At 31.7% G+C, this 20,780-nt stretch carries 20 protein-coding genes, 1 pseudogene and 1 riboswitch; all 21 genes and pseudogenes read right to left on the reverse strand.

Going from position 1 to position 20,780, the window contains the following annotated elements; translation table 11 throughout:
- Positions 1-191: 191 nt before the first annotated feature.
- The gene (gene dprA, locus BM077_RS01055; protein ID WP_089747229.1) at positions 192-1,331 is read right to left on the reverse strand and encodes a DNA-processing protein DprA; all 1,140 of its coding nucleotides are present in this window, start codon (positions 1,329-1,331) and stop codon (positions 192-194) included.
- 280 nt (positions 1,332-1,611) lie between these two features.
- Positions 1,612-2,304, reverse strand: coding sequence for a twin-arginine translocase subunit TatC (tatC, locus tag BM077_RS01060; protein WP_089747231.1), 693 nt, complete (start codon positions 2,302-2,304; stop codon positions 1,612-1,614).
- Positions 2,305-2,347: 43 nt separating this feature from the next.
- Positions 2,348-3,562: a molybdopterin molybdotransferase MoeA gene (locus BM077_RS01065; RefSeq protein WP_177175525.1), complete on the reverse strand. Its 1,215-nt coding sequence runs from the start codon at positions 3,560-3,562 to the stop codon at positions 2,348-2,350.
- Positions 3,563-3,673: 111 nt separating this feature from the next.
- Positions 3,674-3,892, reverse strand: a pseudogene (locus tag BM077_RS01070) (radical SAM protein); the annotation flags it as partial.
- 40 nt (positions 3,893-3,932) lie between these two features.
- Positions 3,933-5,024 (reverse strand): ABC transporter ATP-binding protein, encoded by a 1,092-nt coding sequence (locus tag BM077_RS01075; RefSeq protein WP_089747239.1) that lies wholly within the window; start codon positions 5,022-5,024, stop codon positions 3,933-3,935.
- A gap of 13 nt (positions 5,025-5,037) precedes the next feature.
- Positions 5,038-5,199, reverse strand: a complete 162-nt coding sequence (locus BM077_RS13650; protein WP_176941571.1) for a hypothetical protein — start codon at positions 5,197-5,199, stop codon at positions 5,038-5,040.
- A 216-nt stretch (positions 5,200-5,415) separates the two neighbouring features.
- Positions 5,416-5,539: riboswitch (molybdenum cofactor riboswitch) on the reverse strand.
- 395 nt (positions 5,540-5,934) lie between these two features.
- Complete coding sequence (gene tatA, locus BM077_RS01080; RefSeq protein WP_089747241.1) at positions 5,935-6,108, reverse strand: twin-arginine translocase TatA/TatE family subunit; 174 nt, start codon at positions 6,106-6,108, stop codon at positions 5,935-5,937.
- A 60-nt stretch (positions 6,109-6,168) separates the two neighbouring features.
- Positions 6,169-7,368, reverse strand: coding sequence for a 4Fe-4S dicluster domain-containing protein (locus tag BM077_RS01085; RefSeq protein ID WP_176941572.1), 1,200 nt, complete (start codon positions 7,366-7,368; stop codon positions 6,169-6,171).
- Between the two features lie 37 nt (positions 7,369-7,405).
- Complete coding sequence (locus BM077_RS01090; RefSeq protein ID WP_089747244.1) at positions 7,406-8,080, reverse strand: TorD/DmsD family molecular chaperone; 675 nt, start codon at positions 8,078-8,080, stop codon at positions 7,406-7,408.
- 67 nt (positions 8,081-8,147) lie between these two features.
- Entirely contained in the window at positions 8,148-8,870 is a 723-nt protein-coding gene (locus BM077_RS01095; protein WP_089747245.1) for a 4Fe-4S dicluster domain-containing protein, read from the reverse strand.
- A gap of 21 nt (positions 8,871-8,891) precedes the next feature.
- Positions 8,892-11,438: a molybdopterin-dependent oxidoreductase gene (locus tag BM077_RS01100; protein WP_090003379.1), complete on the reverse strand. Its 2,547-nt coding sequence runs from the start codon at positions 11,436-11,438 to the stop codon at positions 8,892-8,894.
- Positions 11,439-11,689: 251 nt separating this feature from the next.
- A complete protein-coding gene (locus BM077_RS01105) occupies positions 11,690-12,415 on the reverse strand; it encodes a response regulator transcription factor (RefSeq protein WP_089747249.1) in 726 nt (241 codons plus the stop codon).
- Positions 12,408-13,892 carry a sensor histidine kinase gene (locus tag BM077_RS01110; RefSeq protein WP_089747251.1) on the reverse strand — a complete coding sequence of 495 codons (1,485 nt, stop codon included), beginning with the start codon at positions 13,890-13,892 and terminating at the stop codon, positions 12,408-12,410. Before BM077_RS01110 ends, BM077_RS01105 begins: the two co-directional genes overlap by 8 nt.
- Complete coding sequence (locus BM077_RS01115) at positions 13,889-14,845, reverse strand: substrate-binding domain-containing protein (protein WP_176941573.1); 957 nt, start codon at positions 14,843-14,845, stop codon at positions 13,889-13,891. The genes BM077_RS01110 and BM077_RS01115 overlap by 4 nt, the downstream gene beginning before the upstream one ends.
- A 187-nt stretch (positions 14,846-15,032) precedes the next feature.
- The gene (locus BM077_RS01120) at positions 15,033-16,226 is read right to left on the reverse strand and encodes an MFS transporter (RefSeq protein ID WP_176941574.1); all 1,194 of its coding nucleotides are present in this window, start codon (positions 16,224-16,226) and stop codon (positions 15,033-15,035) included.
- Between the two features lie 97 nt (positions 16,227-16,323).
- A complete protein-coding gene (locus tag BM077_RS01125) occupies positions 16,324-16,836 on the reverse strand; it encodes a (Fe-S)-binding protein (RefSeq protein ID WP_089747257.1) in 513 nt (170 codons plus the stop codon).
- Positions 16,837-16,927: 91 nt separating this feature from the next.
- A complete protein-coding gene (locus BM077_RS01130; RefSeq protein WP_089747259.1) occupies positions 16,928-18,070 on the reverse strand; it encodes an aminotransferase class V-fold PLP-dependent enzyme in 1,143 nt (380 codons plus the stop codon).
- Positions 18,071-18,270: 200 nt separating this feature from the next.
- Entirely contained in the window at positions 18,271-18,510 is a 240-nt protein-coding gene (locus BM077_RS01135) for a thioredoxin family protein (RefSeq protein WP_089747261.1), read from the reverse strand.
- A gap of 105 nt (positions 18,511-18,615) precedes the next feature.
- Positions 18,616-19,563: a permease gene (locus BM077_RS01140; RefSeq protein WP_089747262.1), complete on the reverse strand. Its 948-nt coding sequence runs from the start codon at positions 19,561-19,563 to the stop codon at positions 18,616-18,618.
- A gap of 76 nt (positions 19,564-19,639) precedes the next feature.
- A complete protein-coding gene (locus tag BM077_RS01145; RefSeq protein ID WP_089747264.1) occupies positions 19,640-19,960 on the reverse strand; it encodes an ArsR/SmtB family transcription factor in 321 nt (106 codons plus the stop codon).
- 141 nt (positions 19,961-20,101) lie between these two features.
- The gene (locus BM077_RS01150) at positions 20,102-20,752 is read right to left on the reverse strand and encodes a cytochrome c biogenesis CcdA family protein (protein WP_089747267.1); all 651 of its coding nucleotides are present in this window, start codon (positions 20,750-20,752) and stop codon (positions 20,102-20,104) included.
- Positions 20,753-20,780 lie beyond the last annotated feature (28 nt).

Consider the following 20,780-nt stretch of genomic DNA (forward strand, 5'->3'; position numbering starts at 1 on the left):
TAGCTAAAATTAGCTATACTAGTTCCTCCCTCCTATATTCAGAATAGATTTTACCCTAAAATCTAAAAGTTATTCTTACTATATTATATGAGTTTATAATTCACTTGTAAAATATATTATATGAGTTTTTTAATATATTTGCAAACTACTCCGTTCCAATTTACAATAACTGGGCTTATTAAGTTGGAATTTTAACAGTTATGTTTAAATCTATTACCAGATAATTGAATTACTATTCCTCTTAGTTCTAATTTCAATAGAATTGAATTTAATTTTCCAGGTGATAAATCTATTGCTTGTAAAACTTCATTAAACTCCTGAGGTTCGGAACTTAATTGATTATAGACTTCTGCTTCTTCACTTGATAAATCAGATTTCTTTTCTCTACTCTCAATTGCCTTTTCTTCGCTTTTAATAGTTTGTTCTTCTCTATTAATGCCTTTTAACCAATCTTCTAATGGTAGTTCAGTTAAAATATCATCTATATTCTGAACTAGCTTAGCACCGTTTTGAATTAATTGATTAGTACCAAAGCTCTGTTCCTTAGTGATATCGCCAGGGATTGCAAATACTTCTCGGCCTTGTTCCAAGGCAAAATTAGCAGTAATTAGAGAACCACTTTTCTGAGCTGCTTCTACTACAATAGTTCCTAAAGTCAAACCACTAATAATTCTATTTCGCTGTGGAAAGTTCTCCCTATTAGGAGCAGTTGCCAATGGAAATGAAGAAATAACGGCACCATTATTAATAATTTCTTTCATTAAATTATCATTCTCCGGAGGATATACAACATCAAGCCCAGAACCAAGTACTGCTATAGTCCTACCTTTACTTAATGCTCCTTGATGACTACAAGTATCTATACCACGTGCTAGACCACTAACAACAGTAAATCCTTTTTCTGCTAAAGCAGCAGCTAACCTCTTAGCAATCGTCCTTCCATAATTAGTACACTTTCTTGAACCAACAACAGCCAAACTAATAGTATCGTCTGGTTCTATACTCCCTTTATAAAATAATACTGGAGGAGGGTCATGAATATTCTTTAATAAGAATGGATACTCTTTATCTGTTAATGTCAAATATTTAATCCCTGTATCTTTTAAAATCTGCAACTCATAATCTAAATCAATACTCTCTCTATCTCTTACTATCTGTTTACTACGCTTACTCCCTACTTGATTTACTCGACAGAGTTCTTTTCGCCCAGCCTCCCAGATAGTTTTAGCATCACCAAAGTAATCTAATAAGTTCTTAATTATCCTTGGCCCTAAACCCTGCAATTTTATTAACCCTAACCAATACTTCTTATCATCTAAAGTCTTGATCATAATTATTACCACCGCTTACATTTTTTTAAAAAAGAAGTTATATATACTTAGTTCTATAATTGTCTGAAAATTCCTCCAAAAACTTTTGCTATCTAAGTCTGCTATCGCGGCAGAATACATTTTTCAAAACATCTAAGGTTCGTATCCGTTAAAAATAAAAAAGACTTCTAAATTTCTAATTATGAATTCTAGAAGCCTTTAGTTTTTTATGTTTATAATAAAATTTTGTCACCACTCTATTATCATTTAAAAGTAAGTTTATTTATTCAACAAGTTAATATTATTCAATTATTTTAGCTACAATAATACTTCCTTCATAAAGTAAAATCAATGGTAAAGCCATCATAGTTTGTGAAATAATATCTGGTGGCGTCAATATAGCAGCAAAAACGAAGATACTAACTATTACGTATCTTCGATTACTAGTTAAAAATTCAGAAGTAATTAAATTTAGTTTAACTAATAAAGTTATTAATAGTGGCAACTCAAAGACTACACCAAATGGAATTAAAATACTAATAATAAAAGAAATATATTTACTTAAAGAAAACATTGCTTCTAAATTATTAGATGTAAAACCTAAAAAGAACTTAATCCCAAAAGGAATTACTACAAAAAATCCAAAAGCTGCACCACCTACAAAGAACAAGTATGATAACGGTACTAATATCAGTAAGTATTTCATTTCGTTATTTTTAAGTCCTGGTAGAATAAATTTCCAAACTTGATAAAGAATAATTGGTAGAGCTACTAAAAAGCCTGTGAAGAAAGAAATTTTTAATTGCGTAAAAAAAGCTTCCGGAGGAGTAAGATAGACCAACTCTTTCCCAACTGGATGAGTTAAAATATCTATAATTCTTTCTGCAAATAGATAACTACCTATTGAAAAGACAATTAAAGCACTAATAGAAAGCAGTAACCTTTTTCTTAATTCAGTTAAGTGTTCAACTAATGACATCTGTATATCTGACATAATTATTCCTCCATCTTTAAAATATATTAGATTAAACCAAAAATCAAAACCAATTATCTAATGTTAGTACTTCTACTTCACTACCCTTTGCTAAGTACTCTATATTTTGTGGAATAACTGTTAGACTATTAGCATTAGCGAATGTATGAAGTACTCCAGAACCTTGTGTTCCTGCTTTACTCACAAAATATTCATTGTCTGTTTTAGTAAGGACCGTTCTAAGATAGTGTCTTCTTCCTTTTTTCTTTTTAACATTTTCTTTTAGTTTTGCAGTAACCCTTTTTAATTTTAAGTCTTGTTGCCCTATCAATTTTAGTAATGTCGGTCTAACAAAAATTTCAAATCCAACCATTGCCGCGGCAGGGTTACCTGGTAATCCAAAAATAAGTTTATCGTTATAAACTCCAAATGTTACTGGTTTTCCTGGTTTCATAGCTACCTTTTTAAATAATATATCTATCCCTAATTCTTGATAAACATCTTGTATAAGATCATATTCACCAACCGAAACTCCTCCGGTAGTAATTAAAATATCAGATTCTAAACCTAATTTTATCTTTTCTTTCAATTTAGTCAAATTATCTCTACCGATTCCTAAAATTTTAAATTTACTACCGTATGTTTTAACCTGGGCTGCTATAGAATAGGTGTTACTATTTCTAATCTTACCCGCTTTTAAATCATCATTAATATCTACCAGTTCATCACCAGTTGCTAAGATTGCTACTTCTGGCTGTCGATAGACAGTAACTTCATCATAACCTAGTGTTGCTAACATCCCAACTACCGCTGGTGTTATTTTCGTTCCAGGAGAGAAGATTAACTCTCCCTGCTCTACATCTTCACCAGCAGGACATATATCTTTACCCTTAGACACCTCTGCTAAAACTTCTATTTGATTACATTTTAAATGAGCCCTTTCTTTTCTTAAAACAGCATCAGCTCCTTTTGGAATAGGCGCCCCTGTCATTATCTTTAATGCTTCTCCTGATTTTAAATAATAATCACTAGGGTGACCAGCAGGAACTTCACCAACTAAGTTTAATAAGTTTGAATCAACTTTCGTGCTCCCAATTGTATCTCTATATTTGACCGCATAACCATCCATTGCCGATTTATCAAATGGAGGTATAGTATCATTAGCATATATCTCTTCTGCAATTATAAGTCCTATAGATTCTAAAATAGGTACTCTAATGCTATTATTAATTTCAACTCTATTCAAAACTTTTTCTAACGCTATATCAATATCAATCATTATTTTTTCTCCTTTCTTTATATCCATAACTTTATTTTAAATTATTTTTGAAAACTTTAATATTATCTCTAGGTTGTACTTTACCCCCATGGATTACTTTAGCAAAGATTCCTTCCTTACTAAAGGTTCTCCACCAGTTAATCGTACTTTGCTAATTCCCAATTCAGTAGCAGCTTTTATTATCTTATATAATTCTTCATAACGAAGGATATCATTACAACCTTTTAATTCAACTCCAGCTTCTGGCATACAATAAAAGCATCTTAAATTACAACGATCAATAACTGACACTCTTAAATAATCAATTTCTCGTCTATAATTGTCTTGCATTAGTCAGCACCTACTCTCTATAATTATTCTTAATTTAGAATTAATTTTTAGAAATAATATGAATCTTATTTGCTGGAAGATAAACATCAATGTTATCTCCAACTGCAAGCTTGAAATTACTATCATAAGCAAAATCAACTATAAAATCAAAGCCTTTTTTACTAAAAACTTTAATAAATAATCGCACTATTGACCCTTTATTTAAAATTTTAATTATTTGGCCGGCATATAAATTTTTATTCCTTCTCTCTAAGTCATTAGAAATAATTTGTATAAACTCTGGTCTAATAGTAATTATCACTTCTTCTCCAATTTTCAAAGAACTATCATCAGGAATTATTATAGAAAATTTTTCATTATTTAAAACTATTTCTGAATCATATTTTGTTACTACTGACATATCAAATATATTTTTACTTTCAACAAATCGAGCTACATTTCTTGTTTGGGGTCTATAAAAGACCTCTTCCTTAGTCCCAAATTGTTCTATTGTACCTTCATTATAAACTGCCACTTGATCAGCTAATTCAAAAACATCTGTTAAATTATGCGTAACATAAATAATTGGAATTTCAAATTCAGCATGAATTCTTAATAAGTCTTGTCTAAGTTTCTCTCGCACTAAAGTATCCAAAGCCGAAAAAGGCTCATCTAATAATAATATATCCGGTTCAACAATTAATGCCCTAGCAATTGCTACTCTTTGTTGTTGTCCTCCAGATAACTCTTCTGGATAATGATCAGCCAAGCCTTTTAATCTTAATTCCGCCAATAATTCATTAACTTTTTCTTTAATTTCTTGTTCTGAAAAAATACTACCCTGAATACCATAAGCTATATTTTCAAAGGCTGTCATGTGTGGAAAAAGACTATAATCTTGAAAAACATAACCGATCCTTCTTTTATTAATAGGTAAATCTTCTTTACTATTATTTGCTAGCTTAGAAAAAAAAGTAACTTCTTGATTAGATATTTCACCTCGATCTGGTACCTTTAAACCAGCAATCAACTCTAAAGTAGTAGTTTTACCACAGCCACTCGGCCCAAATAAGACTAAAATTTCATTATTTAATTCAAACTTTACATCTAACTCAAAATCACCTAATTTTTTATATACATTAACCTTTAACATCTAATCACCTACTTTAAAATGCCTTTAACTTCAATTCACCAATAATTAATCTTAAAATAATTAAAATTATAATTACAATTAAAATTAAACCAATTACTAATGGTAAAGCCGTCTGTAAACCTCCACTGGTAAATTGTACCCAAATTTTAATCGGTAAAGAATATGGGTGATACACTAAGATTATAGTAGCTCCAAACTCACCAATAGCTCTAATCCAAGTTAATAAAATCCCAGCAATAATTCCTTTTTTAGCTAAAGGTAGAGTAACTTGCTAAAAAGTAAAAAATCATTTCAAATAAACTATTTTTCCTTTAATGTATTTCTGTAATTTCACTGGAATCTTCTTTTCTTCTTCTCTCAAAATAAAAATGCTCCTTAACCAAAAGGAGCATTTAAGTATTACTATCTCCTTTCCAAATTAGGAGGCATAATCTTTTCACATCATACCCTATCGCATTTAAGATACCATGGGACTTATACCTTTAGGCAATCTTAATTCAAAGATAATTAATATTAATGGTTAGAACATAAAAAGGTCATATTGAGCAAATTTCGCTACAAGCACTCCGTATTGAAACAAAACGTACAAGAACAGTTTAAGTTTGTACATTTTTCGGTCAACATCTTGGTGAGTAGGAGCCGAAAATATGGCCGAACCTCACTGATACTTTCGTTTTAAATACGCATGGTTAGCATCAGTACTACCGAATCGACTGGGTCGCAGGATGTGGTGAGCTAATCTCAGGACAGGACGTCCTATAGATTAGGAAGCCTTATTTTTGGCGGATACGAACCTTAGATGTTTCGAAAAATGTATTCTGCCGCGAAAGGTGACCTTTTTGTGGTTGTACCATATTAATTAAATTTTAAATCCATTTATCCTTACCTATACATAATATCAATTTGTTTTTTATTCTCCATTATCTAACTCTTTAACCTCTTCTGTTACATCTTCGGTTGCTTTTTTAAACTCTTTAATTCCTTTACCTACCGACTGACCAATTTCAGGTAATTTGCTAGGCCCAAAGATAACTAAAGCTATTACTAAGATTAATATTAACTCTGGAACACCTAATCCAAACATATCAATCCCTCCCTCTTTAAATTAAAATTATCTCACTCATGCTCCTTAATTTAATTGTTTTTAATTCATTAAATTCGCTTGATAAGCACAACCAAAACATTTATTCTTTTCATCTTCAGTAGCGAAAAATTCATCACCACAACCAGAACAAACTTTTTTTACTCCCTTTTGTACACTAACTTGCTCATTATTTAAAATTGTTTTTAAGTCTCTTTGATTAGAAAGTCTAATTGCATCTAAAACACATATTTCTTGACACAACTTACAACCGGTACAGAAAGCAGGAGTAAATAATATTTCTTTTCTTTCTTCTTCCTTAATTATCTCTAAAGCAGAAGTTGGACATAATGTGACACAACTCCCACAAAAATCACAATCTGCTGCTAACTCTAAGTCCCAAAATATAGTCTGTTTTTTTGTAGAATTTATAAGTTGTTCTTCAGAAAATTCCTGCATAAAATCTAATAACATCTTTCTATTTACTGGAATTTCTTTTTCTCTAAAACTACTCTCATCTCTATTAGAATCTTCATTATTCTTATTAAAGCTCTTTTTTATCTCTGACTTTAAGACATTAAATAATTGTCTTCGATTAATGACTTCAGTATTAGCATCTTTAGTACAATCTTTGTTTGTATCTCCCTTAACATCGTCTTCATTCAAAATTGAAGATCTTAATATATGATTCGGAATCTGATTATTCTCTATTTCATTTAACCAAATGCGCTTTTCATTATCAAATAAACTTAAAATATTATTGCTATTTTTAACAGTCTTCTTTATTAACTCTAAACCATTTAATTCACATTGATCACATTTTCCATTCTTTAATAATAGATACCTATAATCTAATTTAAAAATACTAATTAAAATTTCTTCTGATAACCTAGCTAAACATTTAACTTTTATCTCTTTTTTTCTTTCATTTCGTTTCACTCTTACTTTCTGACAAGAGATAATAAGTTCTTGAGTAAAATCAGCAATACCTGCAGCTTCACTAATCAATTTCGAATCAGAACCTTCTTGAATAACAAAAACCCCTACAGGACAAACATTATAACAATGACCACATTTATCACATTTTTCTTGGTCAACACTCACTTTCTGTTCTATAGTAATAGCATCTTGAGGACAAATTTCAATACACTTTTGGCATTGACTATGGGGAGAACGAACTTTAGTACATAAATGACTTTTAACTTTTATTGCTTCAAAACTTAAATCACTAACTAAATCAAATAACTTGTTTAGATAGAACACATTCTTCACTCCTAGGTTAAAATCGAATTAATGATTACTAATTATTCTTTAATAAATCAACTTCATCAGTTATTCTATCTATAAACTGTTCATAATCGTTAATTATAAAGTTTTCAGTTAACTTAGCCAGAATTTTATAAAATTCAGTATTAGTATTGTTTAATATTCTATCAGTAAATTCAGATATCCATACTCGTAAATGATTTCCTAAAAAGTCTCTCTGCATTTCTAAATAGTGCAAAGTAGATGAAAAATCCGAAGAATTTATAGCTTCAATCTGATTAAAAGTTAAAAAGTACATAAATTCTAACTCCATTATGATATGATCAGGGGCGTCTTTAAAGTCGTCTGCAACCTTCAATCCAGCCTGTTTATATTTGTTTAATACATTTATTGTGGAATCCCCCATTACTTTTCGTTCTTTTTCTAAATAGATTGAACCATAAGGAGGCGCAAATAAATCAAAAGGGCCTACAAATAACTTTGAATAGTCAACCTTTAAATCTTCAATATTAGAAATCTTTTTCCCCTCATCTTGTAAAGAAACTGCATATTCCCTTAAGTCATCAAATATAACCTCTGTTGAAGTTATTAAATTATCTAATACCTGACTTTCAAATAGATCCTCTTCTGGAAGATAAAAAAGAGTAGATAGTAGTTTATAAGTATTCTCCCTAGCTTTCTGTAAAGATAAAACTTCTTTTAAATTCAATTAAATTACCTCCTCTAGAAAGTATAGTAGGGGAGTTCCCTCCCCCTCACTATAACTAACAAATTACTTATTTCTTTGCATTAAAATCTCTAATATAATATACTCTTGGCTTAGTTCCTAAGTTTTCTTTAAGTCGGAAAGAATTATACTTCTTTAATAATCTACTTACTTCACTATTTTTATCATCTAAATCACCGATTATTCTTGCATCTGCAGGACAAGCAGTTGCACAATACGGCTCTAAACCTTTCTTAACTCGATGATCACAGAGTAAACACTTTTCTACAACACCTTTTCTTCTAATACCATCATACGTCTTTCCACGATCTGTAGTATTAGCTCGAGCAGGGTTATAATATGGAGGAATTTCCCCTACTGCTTTAGCAACTTCTTTCCCAGAAGATGTTACCTTTGGTATAATTTTTTCGTTGTCCCTCCAGAATGGATGAGCTTTTGTCTTATTATAATTAATAACTCCATATGGATCTGCTTTTTGACATCTTTTACAACCAATACATTTATCAGGATCATGAAGAGTCAACCCTGTTCCGTCCTCATCTTTATGCATAGCTCCTACAGGACAGACTTCTACACAAGGTGCATTATCACAATGATTACATAAAGTTGGAATAAATTCATAGCTTACATTTGGGAATTTACCAACGGTTTTATGAGTATAGTGTCCCCAATAGAATCCTTCCTGTACATTATTCTCATTCTTACAACTTATTACACAAGCCCCACATCCAGCGCATTTATGAAGATCGATTACCATTACATATTTAGCCATTTAATTCACCTCCGTAGATAATTATATTTTTTCGATTTTAATTCTAGCAACTCCACCGTGACGAGCTGTACTTCCACTTAATCGTTCATAATCTGGTGGAAGAATTTCGTTATTATTTCCTCCACGTGGCAATTTATTCTTATAGTCTTCGCTAGCTACTTTACCGTAAGCCCAATGACCTTGTCCATAACATTTACCTACTGTTCCGGGACGAACACCTTCCCATAATTTAGCTTCACATTCAATCTCACCTGTTGGTGAAATAAGTTTAATCTTATCTCCAGTCTTAATTCCTAATCTTCTAGCATCCTTAGGGTTTATCTTAGCTACATCATTCCATGCTTCATCACCTGGGTCAACATCTTTTAGCTCTTGGTACCAATTACAGTTAGCCGACCGGGCTTCTCGATTAAGTCGGGATCGATGTTCAAAGAAGATGAATGGATATTCTCTTTCTTCTCCCCAACGGTATGCTTCTTCATAATGAGGAACAAAAGCTAGTTCTCCTCTGGCTTCATACTTACATGTCTCTAAGATATCATCAATATCAGTATGATGTTTCTTAGCATGCTTTCCTAAAGCTTTCTTTAAGGTCTCACTATAGAATTCAAACTTACCTGTTTTAGTACCAAAATCATCCCAATTTTGCTTAAACTTATATGGTTCTGAATTCCAAACTCCAAGCTTTCTCAACTCTTCCCAACCATTTATCTGGTCACCATTAACTTTAATCTTAGGATCCCACAAAGGTCGAGTACGAATCTTAAGAGCATATTCACTAAATTCACGTTCATTAGTTGGAGACTTTCCTGTTTCTGGGTCTTTAATTTCTTCTTTAAAGTACTTAAGTAACTTATCATAACCTTTTTCAGCCATCTTCTCAGCTATTAGCCAAGGAACTTCGGTTTCATCCATCTTTACATCCCAAAGTGGTTCAATAACTGGCTGATTCATAGTCACATAAGCATAAGTATTAGCTTTAGACTTTACATAACCAAATTTCTCATATTTATGTTGAGCTGCCGGTAAAACAATATCAGCAAATTGAGTCATTTCCGCTGGATTAGTTGTTATATGAACAAAGAAAGGAAGTTTAGCTAATGCTTCTTCCCATCTATCAGTTCCAGAACAAGAGAAAGCAAAGTTATTCCAATAACCGATTGCTACTTTAATTTCATAAGGATCTTCATCTAATATAGCATCGGCTGCGTTATTAGTAACAACTCCTTTACCTGATTTACCTTTCTTTAATGCAGGAAATTCTTTATATCCTCTTTGGTCCATCTTATGATGTTCTAAACCTTTTTTAGCGACTTTATCAAGATACTTCTTATAACCAGGGAAGTCATCCACTGGAATATCTGAATGTCTAATACTTCCACCTTTATTATCAACTGAACCGACTAATCCATTAAGGGCATGGGCTGCCATAGCAGTATAGCCACCTCGAACATGCATTGACGCTCCAGGAGCTAACCATGAGATAACATTCGGTCCTGCTTTAGCAAAGTCAGTAGCAACTCTTTCAATCTGTTCAGCAGGAATTCCAGAACGTTTTGCTGCCCACTGAGGTGTTTTATCTTTTAGTTCTAAATTCCACCACTTAACTACACCATTAGTATAATTCTCTTTAAAGGTAGATTCATCAACTTCTTCCCCTGTCTTAAATCTATTCTTACCATCAACAAAATCACCAACAAATTCTCTATTCCAAAGGCCTTTCGCTAAAATAACATGTGCCATTGCTATAGCCAAAGCTCCATCTTCACCAGGAATAACCGGTAACCATTCATCAGCTTTAGCAGCAGTTGCAGAAAGCCTCGGATCCATAACAGCCACTCCTGCTTGATCAAGCACATCTCCCCAAGCATTAATAGAATGTGGCACCTGCCGGTTAGAAGCCAATGGATCTGCTCCCCAAAGTAATACATATTTCGTATTTTCTAAGTCATAATCTCTATAGCCCCAGTATGACTCAGTATAGTATGATCCAAACTTCTCTGCTTCTGCACAGATAGCACTATGAGAAATACCATTTGGAGAACCAAAAATTTTAGTAAACTTTCCATATAAAATATCTCTCATATAAGTATATCTACCTCGAAAAGTAACATACTTATGTGTCTCATTATTCTTTCGTAGTTCTAACATCTTATCAGCTATTTCTTCAATAGCTTCATCCCAAGTGATTGGTACAAATTTTGGATCTTCATTTCTACCTTTCTTAGGATTAGTCCGTTTCATTGGAACTTTAATCCTATCCGGATCATAGACCTGTTGTAATGACATATGACCCCTAGGACATACATTTCCATTATGAGCCTTAGAATACCTATTCCCTTTAACTTTAATTGCTCTACCATCGACAACCTTTACTTCAACTGGACACCAGGTAGTACACCCCTGACAGGTAGTAGCTTTCCATTCTCCTCCATCAATTGAACCTGACTCGTCTTCAGTTAAAGAATTCAAAACCGGATTACGTTTGCATCCAGTAGCACCTAAAGCAGCAAGTCCACCAGTAGTAGCTGCTGAAACCTTCAAAAAGCTTCTTCTAGTTAATTTCACAATTGTCCCCCCTTAGTTATTTTTGTCATTGTTAATAAAAAAACTTAAGAATTTAGGAAAGAATATAATATTAATCCTTATTTTGCCCCCTCCTTATGATTTTTGTCATTTTTATTTCTTTAACCTTATTGTATAGTAAATCACAAATAATTTTTATAAGGAGAATCATTTAACTTTGTAAGTGAAATCACTTAAATAATATATATAAAGAGAGTTTATAAGGGAATTCCCTTACAAACTCTCTTTAATAACTATAATATTCCTTTTTTTATAGCCAAGCGAACTATTTCAGAACGTTTATTCAACTCCAACTTTTTCATCATTCTAAATTTATGGGTTTCAACTGTCTTTACGCTAATTACTAATTTTTGGCCTATCTGTTTATTAGTATAACCTTTAGCTACTAATTCAAATACTTCTCTTTCCCTATTACTTAATAAAGAATAATTATCATCTTGATCTTGATTTTCATCTATTTCATTTTTATTTTCTTGTTGACAAGATAAACATTTTTCTTTCTGATCTCTGTTTTTTTTATTTATTTTATTATTATCTTCTGTTGTTAAATAATTACTTAGTAAAATTTTTGTCATTGAAGGATAGATAAAGACCTCTTCTCTATAAACAGCTCTAATAGCAGACAATAATTCAACATCAGCTGCTTTCTTTAATATATAACCTGAACCACCTGCTTCTAAGGCTTCTTTAAAGTATCCTTCTTCTTCATGGACAGTTAAAATAAGCACTTTGCTTTTTAAATTACTAGCAGTAATCTTACGCGTAGCCTCCATGCCGTCAATTCCAGGCATAGATAGATCCATTAAAATTACGTCTGGTTTGAGCTTCCGAGCTTTTTTTACTGCTTCTTTCCCATTAGTAGCTTCCCCAACTACTTTAATATCTGATTCATTATCAAGAAGAGTCATGATCCCTTTTCGAACCAATGAATGATCATCACTTACTAAAACTTTAATCATCAAACTCCTCCTCAATTACTGATTTATTATCGACCGGTATATTAACATAAATTGTAGTTCCAATCCCTTCTCCTGTTTCAATTGTTAGTTCCCCACCTAATAGATCAGCACGTTCTTGCATTCCAAAAAGACCTAAATGTTCTTGAGTTTGATTACTAGTTCTAAAATCCTCTAAATTAAAACCACATCCATCATCCTCTACAATAATCAATAGATTCCCATCATTATTATTCATTATAACACTAATATTGTCAGCATCTGCATAGCGAAGAGCATTAGTCAATGCTTCTTGTACAATTCGATAAACTGTAATCTCTACTTCTTTTGGAAATTTAGTATTAATTAAACCATTAATATGCAACCCTATATCTTTACCCCAATATTCGGATGATTCCTTAATATAATTTTCAATAGCCGCTGCTAAACCTAAATTATCTAAAATACTAGGTCGCAACTGCCGAGCTAGCAAATTAATCTCATCTAAGACTTTAGCTATCGTCTTTTTCATCATCTTTATTCTTTCATTAAATTCTTCTTGTTCATCAGTATTCTCTAAATTAGCTAAAGCTAAATTTAAACTGGTCAATGCTTGACTAGTTTCATCATGTAATTCTCTAGCAATTCTTTTTCTTTCTTCTTCTTGAGCCATAATTACCTTATTTAATAAATACTGTCTTCTTTCCTCTTTTTTCTGTAACTGTTTCCATAATTTTTGCCGTTCAATAGCTGCTCTTTGTAACTTGACAGTCATCTGATTAAAAGCTTGGCCTAACTTCCCTAATTCATCCTCAGCCCAATCTAAAGACACTCTATAGTCAAGCTTTCCTGACCCAACTTTTTCTGTAGCAATAACCAATTCACTTAATGGCTCATTAATTAAATTTGCTAAAAAATAAGCAATAGCAACTCCTAAAAGCGAAACCAATATTGTACTAAACCAAAGTAAATATTTTAGTTTAATTAATGCTTGATTAATATAGATTTCGCTAACTCCGAGCCTAACTATTCCATAACGTCCCTGCCAAATAGGTACTGCTATATCATGAATAATTCCATCTTCATTTTTAAAAGTCTTACTACTATAACCTTGATTTGAATTTATCTGATTAAAACTAATTAATCCTTTAGGAATTTTACTTCCAAAACTATCTGCTACTAATTCTCCTTGCGAGTTAATAACTAAAATATAAGCTAATTCCTGATTGTTCTGCATTACATCTTTAATCAATTGGTGTAAGCCAAAAAGGTTATTAGTTAATAAGAAATCCTCACTGCGAACTGCCATATATCGAGCCAAGGAAACTCCCTGCTTCTCTAAATCATTTCTCAACACTTGCGTAAATATATCTCCTGATTCTAAAATTAATAATGATGCTAATAACAAAATTAAAATAATAGCAATCCCCATGATTTTACCTTTGACTCCTACTAAGTTAAAGAAAGACTTAAATAAATTAGAACGTATTTGATTTATCATTCTTTTAATTCTCTCCTTAATTTTCGTACACTATTATAATCACTATCACTAACTTTTTTATAAGCATCTAAACCCATATTCTTTAATATTTCTTTTCCATTTGGAGACTCATCTAGCGTCATGAAAAACTCTTGTAAGTTCTGTTTGATTTCCACATCTAAACCTGGTCTAACTACAACTGGAGGTGTAGTAAATTTTGGAGATTCTTTAACTACCTTTAAATTATCTTTACCTTGTAAGTTTGTCTTTAAAAGCTGTTGGTAGACCATATGGTCCACTGCAGCTCCATCTACTATTCCTTCCGTAACAGCTTTAATTGAGTTATCATGACTATAAGTGAATATATAAGAACTAAAATAATTTTCAGGATTCATTCCTCTTCTTTTAAGAAGTGCCATTGGATAAGTGTAACCTGTAGTAGACATCGGATCAGTAAAAGCAAATCGCTTTCCTTGTAAATCAGTAAAACTATCAATTCCACTATCCTGTCTAACTAAAATATAAGAACAATATTTTGCCACTCCATCTTTTTGGGGAGCTGCTAATAATTCTAAACCAAAAGAGTCGTGACCACTAACATAACTAAAAGTGCAAATAAATGCCATATCTATCTCTCCAGCACGTAATAATTCATTAACTTCACTATACGTTTTTCGTTGCACTATCTCAACAGGCATATTTAATTTTTTCTCTAATAAAACCAACAATTCTTCATAATAAGTTACACTTTCTTTAGTTGACGTAATAGAAGCAAGTGATACACGAAGAGGGTCACTTTTTTTCGTATTATTCGCTTTAACTAATTTCAAATCAGATTTTGCAATTCGCTCATTGAACGAGACAAATGGATAATCGTTTTCAGTAACTAAAAATTTGTAACCAAAAATAAGACTACCAACTATTATTAAACTTAATATTAAAATTACTGTAATGGAAATTTTATTCTGCTTCATTTTAAGATTCCCCCTATCTTCTTTATTATAACATAAGTTATACATAATAGTTAAATAAATTATTAAACCACCAAAGAAATAAAAATTTCCTCGGTGGTTATGTCAAAATTGAAACTAAGTTTGTAAGATAGTATCATTTTTATTAAAATTCTAATTCAAACTAATTATAATTAATCTTTTATAGGTTCTAACCTTCATGAGAAGTCATCGTAACTTTACTAATTTCCTCTTCGTTTCTATCTAATATATAACCAGAAATTAATCCTAACAAAACCAAAATAATAGCTGCAATATTAAATATAGTCATATAACCAAAATTATTTAGGAGAATTCCATTAACTGCAGTACCTACTCCTCCACCAGTGATCATACAAAAAGCAACTAAAGCCATAACTGTTCCTGTTCGCGGTGCTCCAATCTGTTGAGCAGTAGTTACTAAAGTTGATTGTAGGAAGACAAATCCAAGTCCAAAGCCAGCTAAACTTAAGAAGAATAACCATGGATTTGTTAAGTATCTAAATAAAAATAATGATAAACTAGCAACTAACCCACCAATTAATATAATTTTGAAACCTATCTTATCTCTAATATCTCCTGATTTTTTACCACCAATTACTGATGCAATACCAAATCCAGTTAAGATTAAACCAATAGTTAAAACTTTATAATGGAACTGTTCATCTAAATAAGAACCTAAATAAGAAAAAGTACCAAAAACAGTATAACCTACGAAGAAGATTGATAGAAGAATCGGTTTAACTAATTTTTTATTTAAAATTGAAGTATAATAATTTATTATACCTTGTTCATTATGCTGTATTCTTTTTCTATCTTTAATCTTACGATACATCATTATTGCTACAATTAATTCCAATATTCCATAAACAAAGAATACCCAGCGCCAACTTCCAAATTGAGCTAAAACACCACCAATTGCTGTCGCAGCTCCTTGCCCTAAAAAGATAAGTCCCATAAAAGCACCTATAGCATTCTGTTTTTCTTTCTTTTCAAAGATATCTCCTAATAAAGATAAGGCTATAGGAATAATTCCCGCAGCAAAGATGCCGTTAATTGCTCTAAATCCTACTAAAGAAAAATAGGAAAAAGCTAAACCACTTAAACTACTAAATACAGCAGTTCCAAAAGCAGTAATATTGATTATATATGATTTGCCAAATTTATCTGCTAATGGTCCATAAATTAAAGAAAACAATCCAAATGGCAGCATATAGGCAGTAATTGCTGTTGCTGCCTTAGGTATATCCAAACTAAGTTCTCCTGCAATTCCTGGTAAAATTGGAGAAACGACAGTATTATCACCTTGTACTAAAAAACCTAATAACCCTAAAATAAGCAATAATAACTTTTTATTCTTTTTCACTATTATCCGCTCCTTTTTTAATTAAGTCTCTTTAATTTTAATATTTATATATGGTGAAATAATAATATTAATCTTAAAAAAAATAATGTAACCATTTTTAAATATAATCTTCTAATCTCTTTTTAACTTTTTTATATTTTGCTGTAAGTAATGGACTACAATCTTCTAGTTGATATTCTCCTTTAACAAATTTAGTAGCAAAAGCTAGACAGGTTACTTCTCCACATTTGCCACAATTTAATTGTGGTAAGTTCTTATATAATTCAGGAACACTTAGATTTTCTTTCGAAGTATAATCAGGTTCTATCTGATCTTTATTTTTATAAACACGATTAATCTCATCTTTCACCCAATCTACAAACTTAATCCCTTGGGTAGTATTACTTAGTTCATTTAAGACAATTGCTTCTGATTCTAACAAAATAACAGCATCATCTTTTTTTAATTCTAAGCTAGGCTTTTTAGCATAATAGATACTATCTGGATAAGTAGCATTTAAATATGGTAGTATTTCACTAATATCTGTGGAAGGACGAGTTCTAAATCTTATCTTAGTTTTATCCGCACCACATCTTCTAATCGCTTCTATTTCAATCTTCTTTAAAAACATCTCCTCTCCCCCTCTTTTCTACTGAAAATCTTATTAACTAAATAAACCTCAGTTTCTTTACTTTTACTTACACTCACCCCGACACTAACACCTATTTTATTTCTTGCAAAGCCTTAATTAAGTAATCAATCTCTGCTTTAGTATTAAAATAACCAATTCCAATTCTAACAGCACCACCTAATTCAAAACTACTAATCGTTTTGTGCGCATTAGGAGCACAATGCAGACCAGACCTAACCATAATGCTATATTCACTATCTAATTTATAAGCTACCTCTGCATGATCTAACCCTTCTAAATTAAAAGAAATAACTCCGACTCTTTTTGAGACACCTTTTTCACCATAAAGTATTAAACCTTCTATTTTCTCTAACTCAGTTAGAGCATACTCTATCAATTCTACTTCTTTTGCTCTAATCTGTTTGATTCCTGTATCTAAAATATACTCTACCCCAGCTCCTAAGCCAATTAACCCTACGGTATTAATAGTGCCTGCCTCATAGCGATTCGGCAGCTCCTTAGGTGCATATTCAGAAGTAGAATTATTACCAGTACCTCCTGTCTTTAGTGGTTTTAAATCTATTCCTTCACTAATATATAGTCCTCCGGTTCCTGTAGGTCCTAACAACCCTTTATGACCAGTAAAAGCTAAAAAATCAATATTCATTTCTTGTACATCGATAGGATACACTCCCGCTGTTTGAGCTGTATCTAATAAGAAATAAATTCCTGCTCCTTTGGCTATCTTACCCATTTCGATTGCAGGTAATATAGTACCTACTACATTGGAAGCATGTAAACAAGCAATTAACTTTGTATTATCTTTAATTTCATTTTCAATTTCATCTATATCAATTTGACCACTACTATTACATTCAATCTTAGTAATCTCTATTCCTCGGTCTCTTTCTAGCTCTTTTAAAGGTCGCCAAATAGCATTATGTTCTAAGCTAGTAGTAATTACGTGGTCGCCTGCTTCTAAAAGCCCCTTTAAAGCCAAGTTAATTGCTTCCGTGACGTTATGAGTAAAGACAATTCGAGTAGGATCTGATACATTAAATAATTGAGCTAAACTCTTACGAGTACCAAAGATAGCCTGTTCTGCTTGAAAAGCTTTTTGATAAGCGCCTCTCCCAGCGCTAACGCCATTATTTTTAAAAAATTCAGACATTTTATCATAAACAATATCCGGTTTCGGATAAGATGTCGCTGCATTATCAAAATAAACCTCCATCTCATTTCACCTCTTTCTTAATCTTTGAATATCATCGCCTAAATAAGCCTATTACTTATAAGAGTTCATAATCCTCTATGTATTTCTTACCTCAGTTAAAATCATTCTATACTTAATCTCTAGTCTGTGTCTAATCATTTTTTAAGAAATCACTAAATTTTCCTGCCTGCATCATGCTCATTACAGGCAGGAATTTAAATTTACAGTTCAGCTTTAATTAATTCTTTAATCTTTGCTACTTTAGGTACTTGACCTTTAACTTTAACCTCGCCATTAATCTCTAATCCAGGTGTACTTAGTATCCCGGCTTTAGCAATCTCACTCATATCCTCTACTTTCTCTACATTAGCAGCAACATCTAGTTCAGCTAAAGCATTAATTACATTTTCTTTTAACTTCTCACAATTACGACAACCTGGTCCATAAACTTTAATCTCCACCTTTAAACTCACCTCCTTTTTAACAGTGTCAGCAATCAGTGTCAATGATCAGATCCTGACACAGACAACTATCCACTTTCAACTATCAACTATTGTTAGCCTTAACTAAATCACTATATTAAACAGATAGCCTACACCAATAATCGATACTCCAACAATAGCCACAAATATCTTAATTAATTTTGGTTTAAGAACTTTACGCAAAATAACCATTTCTGGTAAAGATAGAGCTACAGTTGCCATCATAAAACTTAAAGCTGTTCCTGTAGCTACTCCTTTATTCATCAGTGCTTCTACAATTGGAATCGTACCTACTGCATTAGAATAGAGTGGAACTCCAAAGATAACGGCTACAATAACAGCAAATGGATTATCTGGGCCAGCATAATTAGCTAAAGCTCCTGTTGGTACATAACCATGAATCAAACCACCAATTGCTATTCCAATCATAACGAACTTCCAAATCCTACCTACTATGTCTTTTACCTGATATTTAGCATAATCAATTCTATCTTTCCATGTCATTGTTGAAACTTCTTCATCTTCCATTTCAATTTCATAAACATAACTTTCTACATATTCTTCTAAGCCTAAATAACCGATTAATATTCCACCTACTATTCCTACAGTTACTCCACTAATTAAGTATAGAGCTGCTATTTTAAAACCAAAGATTGAATAAAGTAATACTAATGCTATCTCATTAACGATTGGTGAAGTAATTAAAAATGAAAATGTTACTCCTAATGGTACCCCGGATTCAACAAAACCAATAAAGATCGGTACTGTAGAACAAGAACAAAAAGGTGATACTACCCCTAAAAAGGCAGCCATGGCATTACCTACAAATAATCGTTTCCCACTTAATAATTTCTTAACCTTCTCTGGTTGAAAGAAACTACGAATAATAGAAATCACAAAGATCATAACGCTTAATAATAGAATAATTTTAAGTGTATCATAGATAAAGAAATGTAACGCCTCCGCTAAATGTGCCTTTGGACTTAAATTTAACCAGTTATAGACTACTAAATCAGCAAATTCTGTTAACATAAGACCCCTCCTCATTCTTCATAATACTAATAACATCATTATATAATAAATTGCTAATATATTAGGTGAGAATAGATTATTCTTCCTCTTCTAAAGCAAGTTTCGTTTTATTAATCTGTTTCACTAATAGACTCTTCGCCGAATCTAATATCTCCCAAATTTCATCATCTTTTACTTTATATAAGACCATAACTCCATCTTTACGACTTTCAACAAGGTCTTGGTCCTTTAAAACCTTTAAATGCTGAGAAATATTAGATTGACTAAGTTCTAAGGCTTCATAAATATCACAGACACATAACTCCCCTTTCCTTAAAAGACTCAAAATTTGAACTCTTGTCGGATGAGCTAAAGCTTTGAATAGTTCACTTGTCAGTTTGCTAATTAATGTTGACATTTTTTAAAACTCCTTTGCTAGTAGATTAGATTCAATTATAATAACTATATTAATATATTCTAATATAAGTATAATTCACTTTATGAAATATGTCAAGTAAATTCATCCTAAAATAAAGATTTGTTTTTAGATATTCAATTATCAAATAGCATTCCACCATAAGTAAAAACCTAATAAAAGTAAAATAACTCCACTAACTTTTTGTATTTTAACACTTAAAGATTCAAATTTCTGAATTCGTTTCAAAAATCCAGTAAATGTACCGGCTAATAATAACGGAACACTCCTGCCTATTGAATAAAGAAACATAAAAATAGCTCCAAATAGCAGATTCCCTTTTACTGCTGTATAGGTAAGTAAAGTAGCCGTTATTGGCATAGTACAAGGAGAAGCTACTATAGCAAAAGGAATCCCTAATAAAAATGCCCCTATAAATCCTTTATAATTCCTTTCTGCACCTTTAAAACCTGGTAATTCAATAGAAATTACATCTAACAAAATAATCCCCATTAAAATTGAAATAAAGGCAGCAACATAATTTATTACTGTATAATCTGTTAATAAGCTACCTATAGCACTAGTAATTACTCCCATCACGGCCATTGTCAAAGAAAGACCCATTACAAACGATAATGATAGAAAAAAAGAATATAATTTACTCTTTTTACTAAATCCACCTACGTAAGCAACTACTAACGCTACCGTTGGTAACGTGCACGGGCTCAACCCACTACCTATTCCTCCCAAAAAAACCAATAAATACGAAGGGTTCTGTGATATGAGATTGTTCATTAATTTCTAACCGCCTTTTTTATTAAAT

It is taken from the genome of Candidatus Frackibacter sp. WG13, assembly GCF_900114655.1.
Taxonomy (GTDB): Bacteria; Bacillota; Halanaerobiia; order Halobacteroidales; family Acetohalobiaceae; genus Frackibacter.

Coding starts and splice junctions, on each gene's coding strand:
- dprA (WP_089747229.1), bottom strand. CDS start 1,331: ATGATCAAGACTTTAGATGATAAGAAGTATTGGTTAGGGTTAATAAAA.
- tatC (WP_089747231.1), bottom strand. CDS start 2,304: ATGTCAGATATACAGATGTCATTAGTTGAACACTTAACTGAATTAAGA.
- BM077_RS01065 (WP_177175525.1), bottom strand. CDS start 3,562: ATGATTGATATTGATATAGCGTTAGAAAAAGTTTTGAATAGAGTTGAA.
- BM077_RS01075 (WP_089747239.1), bottom strand. CDS start 5,024: ATGTTAAAGGTTAATGTATATAAAAAATTAGGTGATTTTGAGTTAGAT.
- tatA (WP_089747241.1), bottom strand. CDS start 6,108: ATGTTTGGATTAGGTGTTCCAGAGTTAATATTAATCTTAGTAATAGCT.
- BM077_RS01095 (WP_089747245.1), bottom strand. CDS start 8,870: ATGGCTAAATATGTAATGGTAATCGATCTTCATAAATGCGCTGGATGT.
- BM077_RS01105 (WP_089747249.1), bottom strand. CDS start 12,415: ATGATTAAAGTTTTAGTAAGTGATGATCATTCATTGGTTCGAAAAGGG.
- BM077_RS01110 (WP_089747251.1), bottom strand. CDS start 13,892: ATGATAAATCAAATACGTTCTAATTTATTTAAGTCTTTCTTTAACTTA.
- BM077_RS01115 (WP_176941573.1), bottom strand. CDS start 14,845: ATGAAGCAGAATAAAATTTCCATTACAGTAATTTTAATATTAAGTTTA.
- BM077_RS01125 (WP_089747257.1), bottom strand. CDS start 16,836: ATGTTTTTAAAGAAGATTGAAATAGAAGCGATTAGAAGATGTGGTGCG.
- BM077_RS01130 (WP_089747259.1), bottom strand. CDS start 18,070: ATGGAGGTTTATTTTGATAATGCAGCGACATCTTATCCGAAACCGGAT.
- BM077_RS01140 (WP_089747262.1), bottom strand. CDS start 19,563: ATGTTAACAGAATTTGCTGATTTAGTAGTCTATAACTGGTTAAATTTA.
- BM077_RS01145 (WP_089747264.1), bottom strand. CDS start 19,960: ATGTCAACATTAATTAGCAAACTGACAAGTGAACTATTCAAAGCTTTA.
- BM077_RS01150 (WP_089747267.1), bottom strand. CDS start 20,752: ATGAACAATCTCATATCACAGAACCCTTCGTATTTATTGGTTTTTTTG.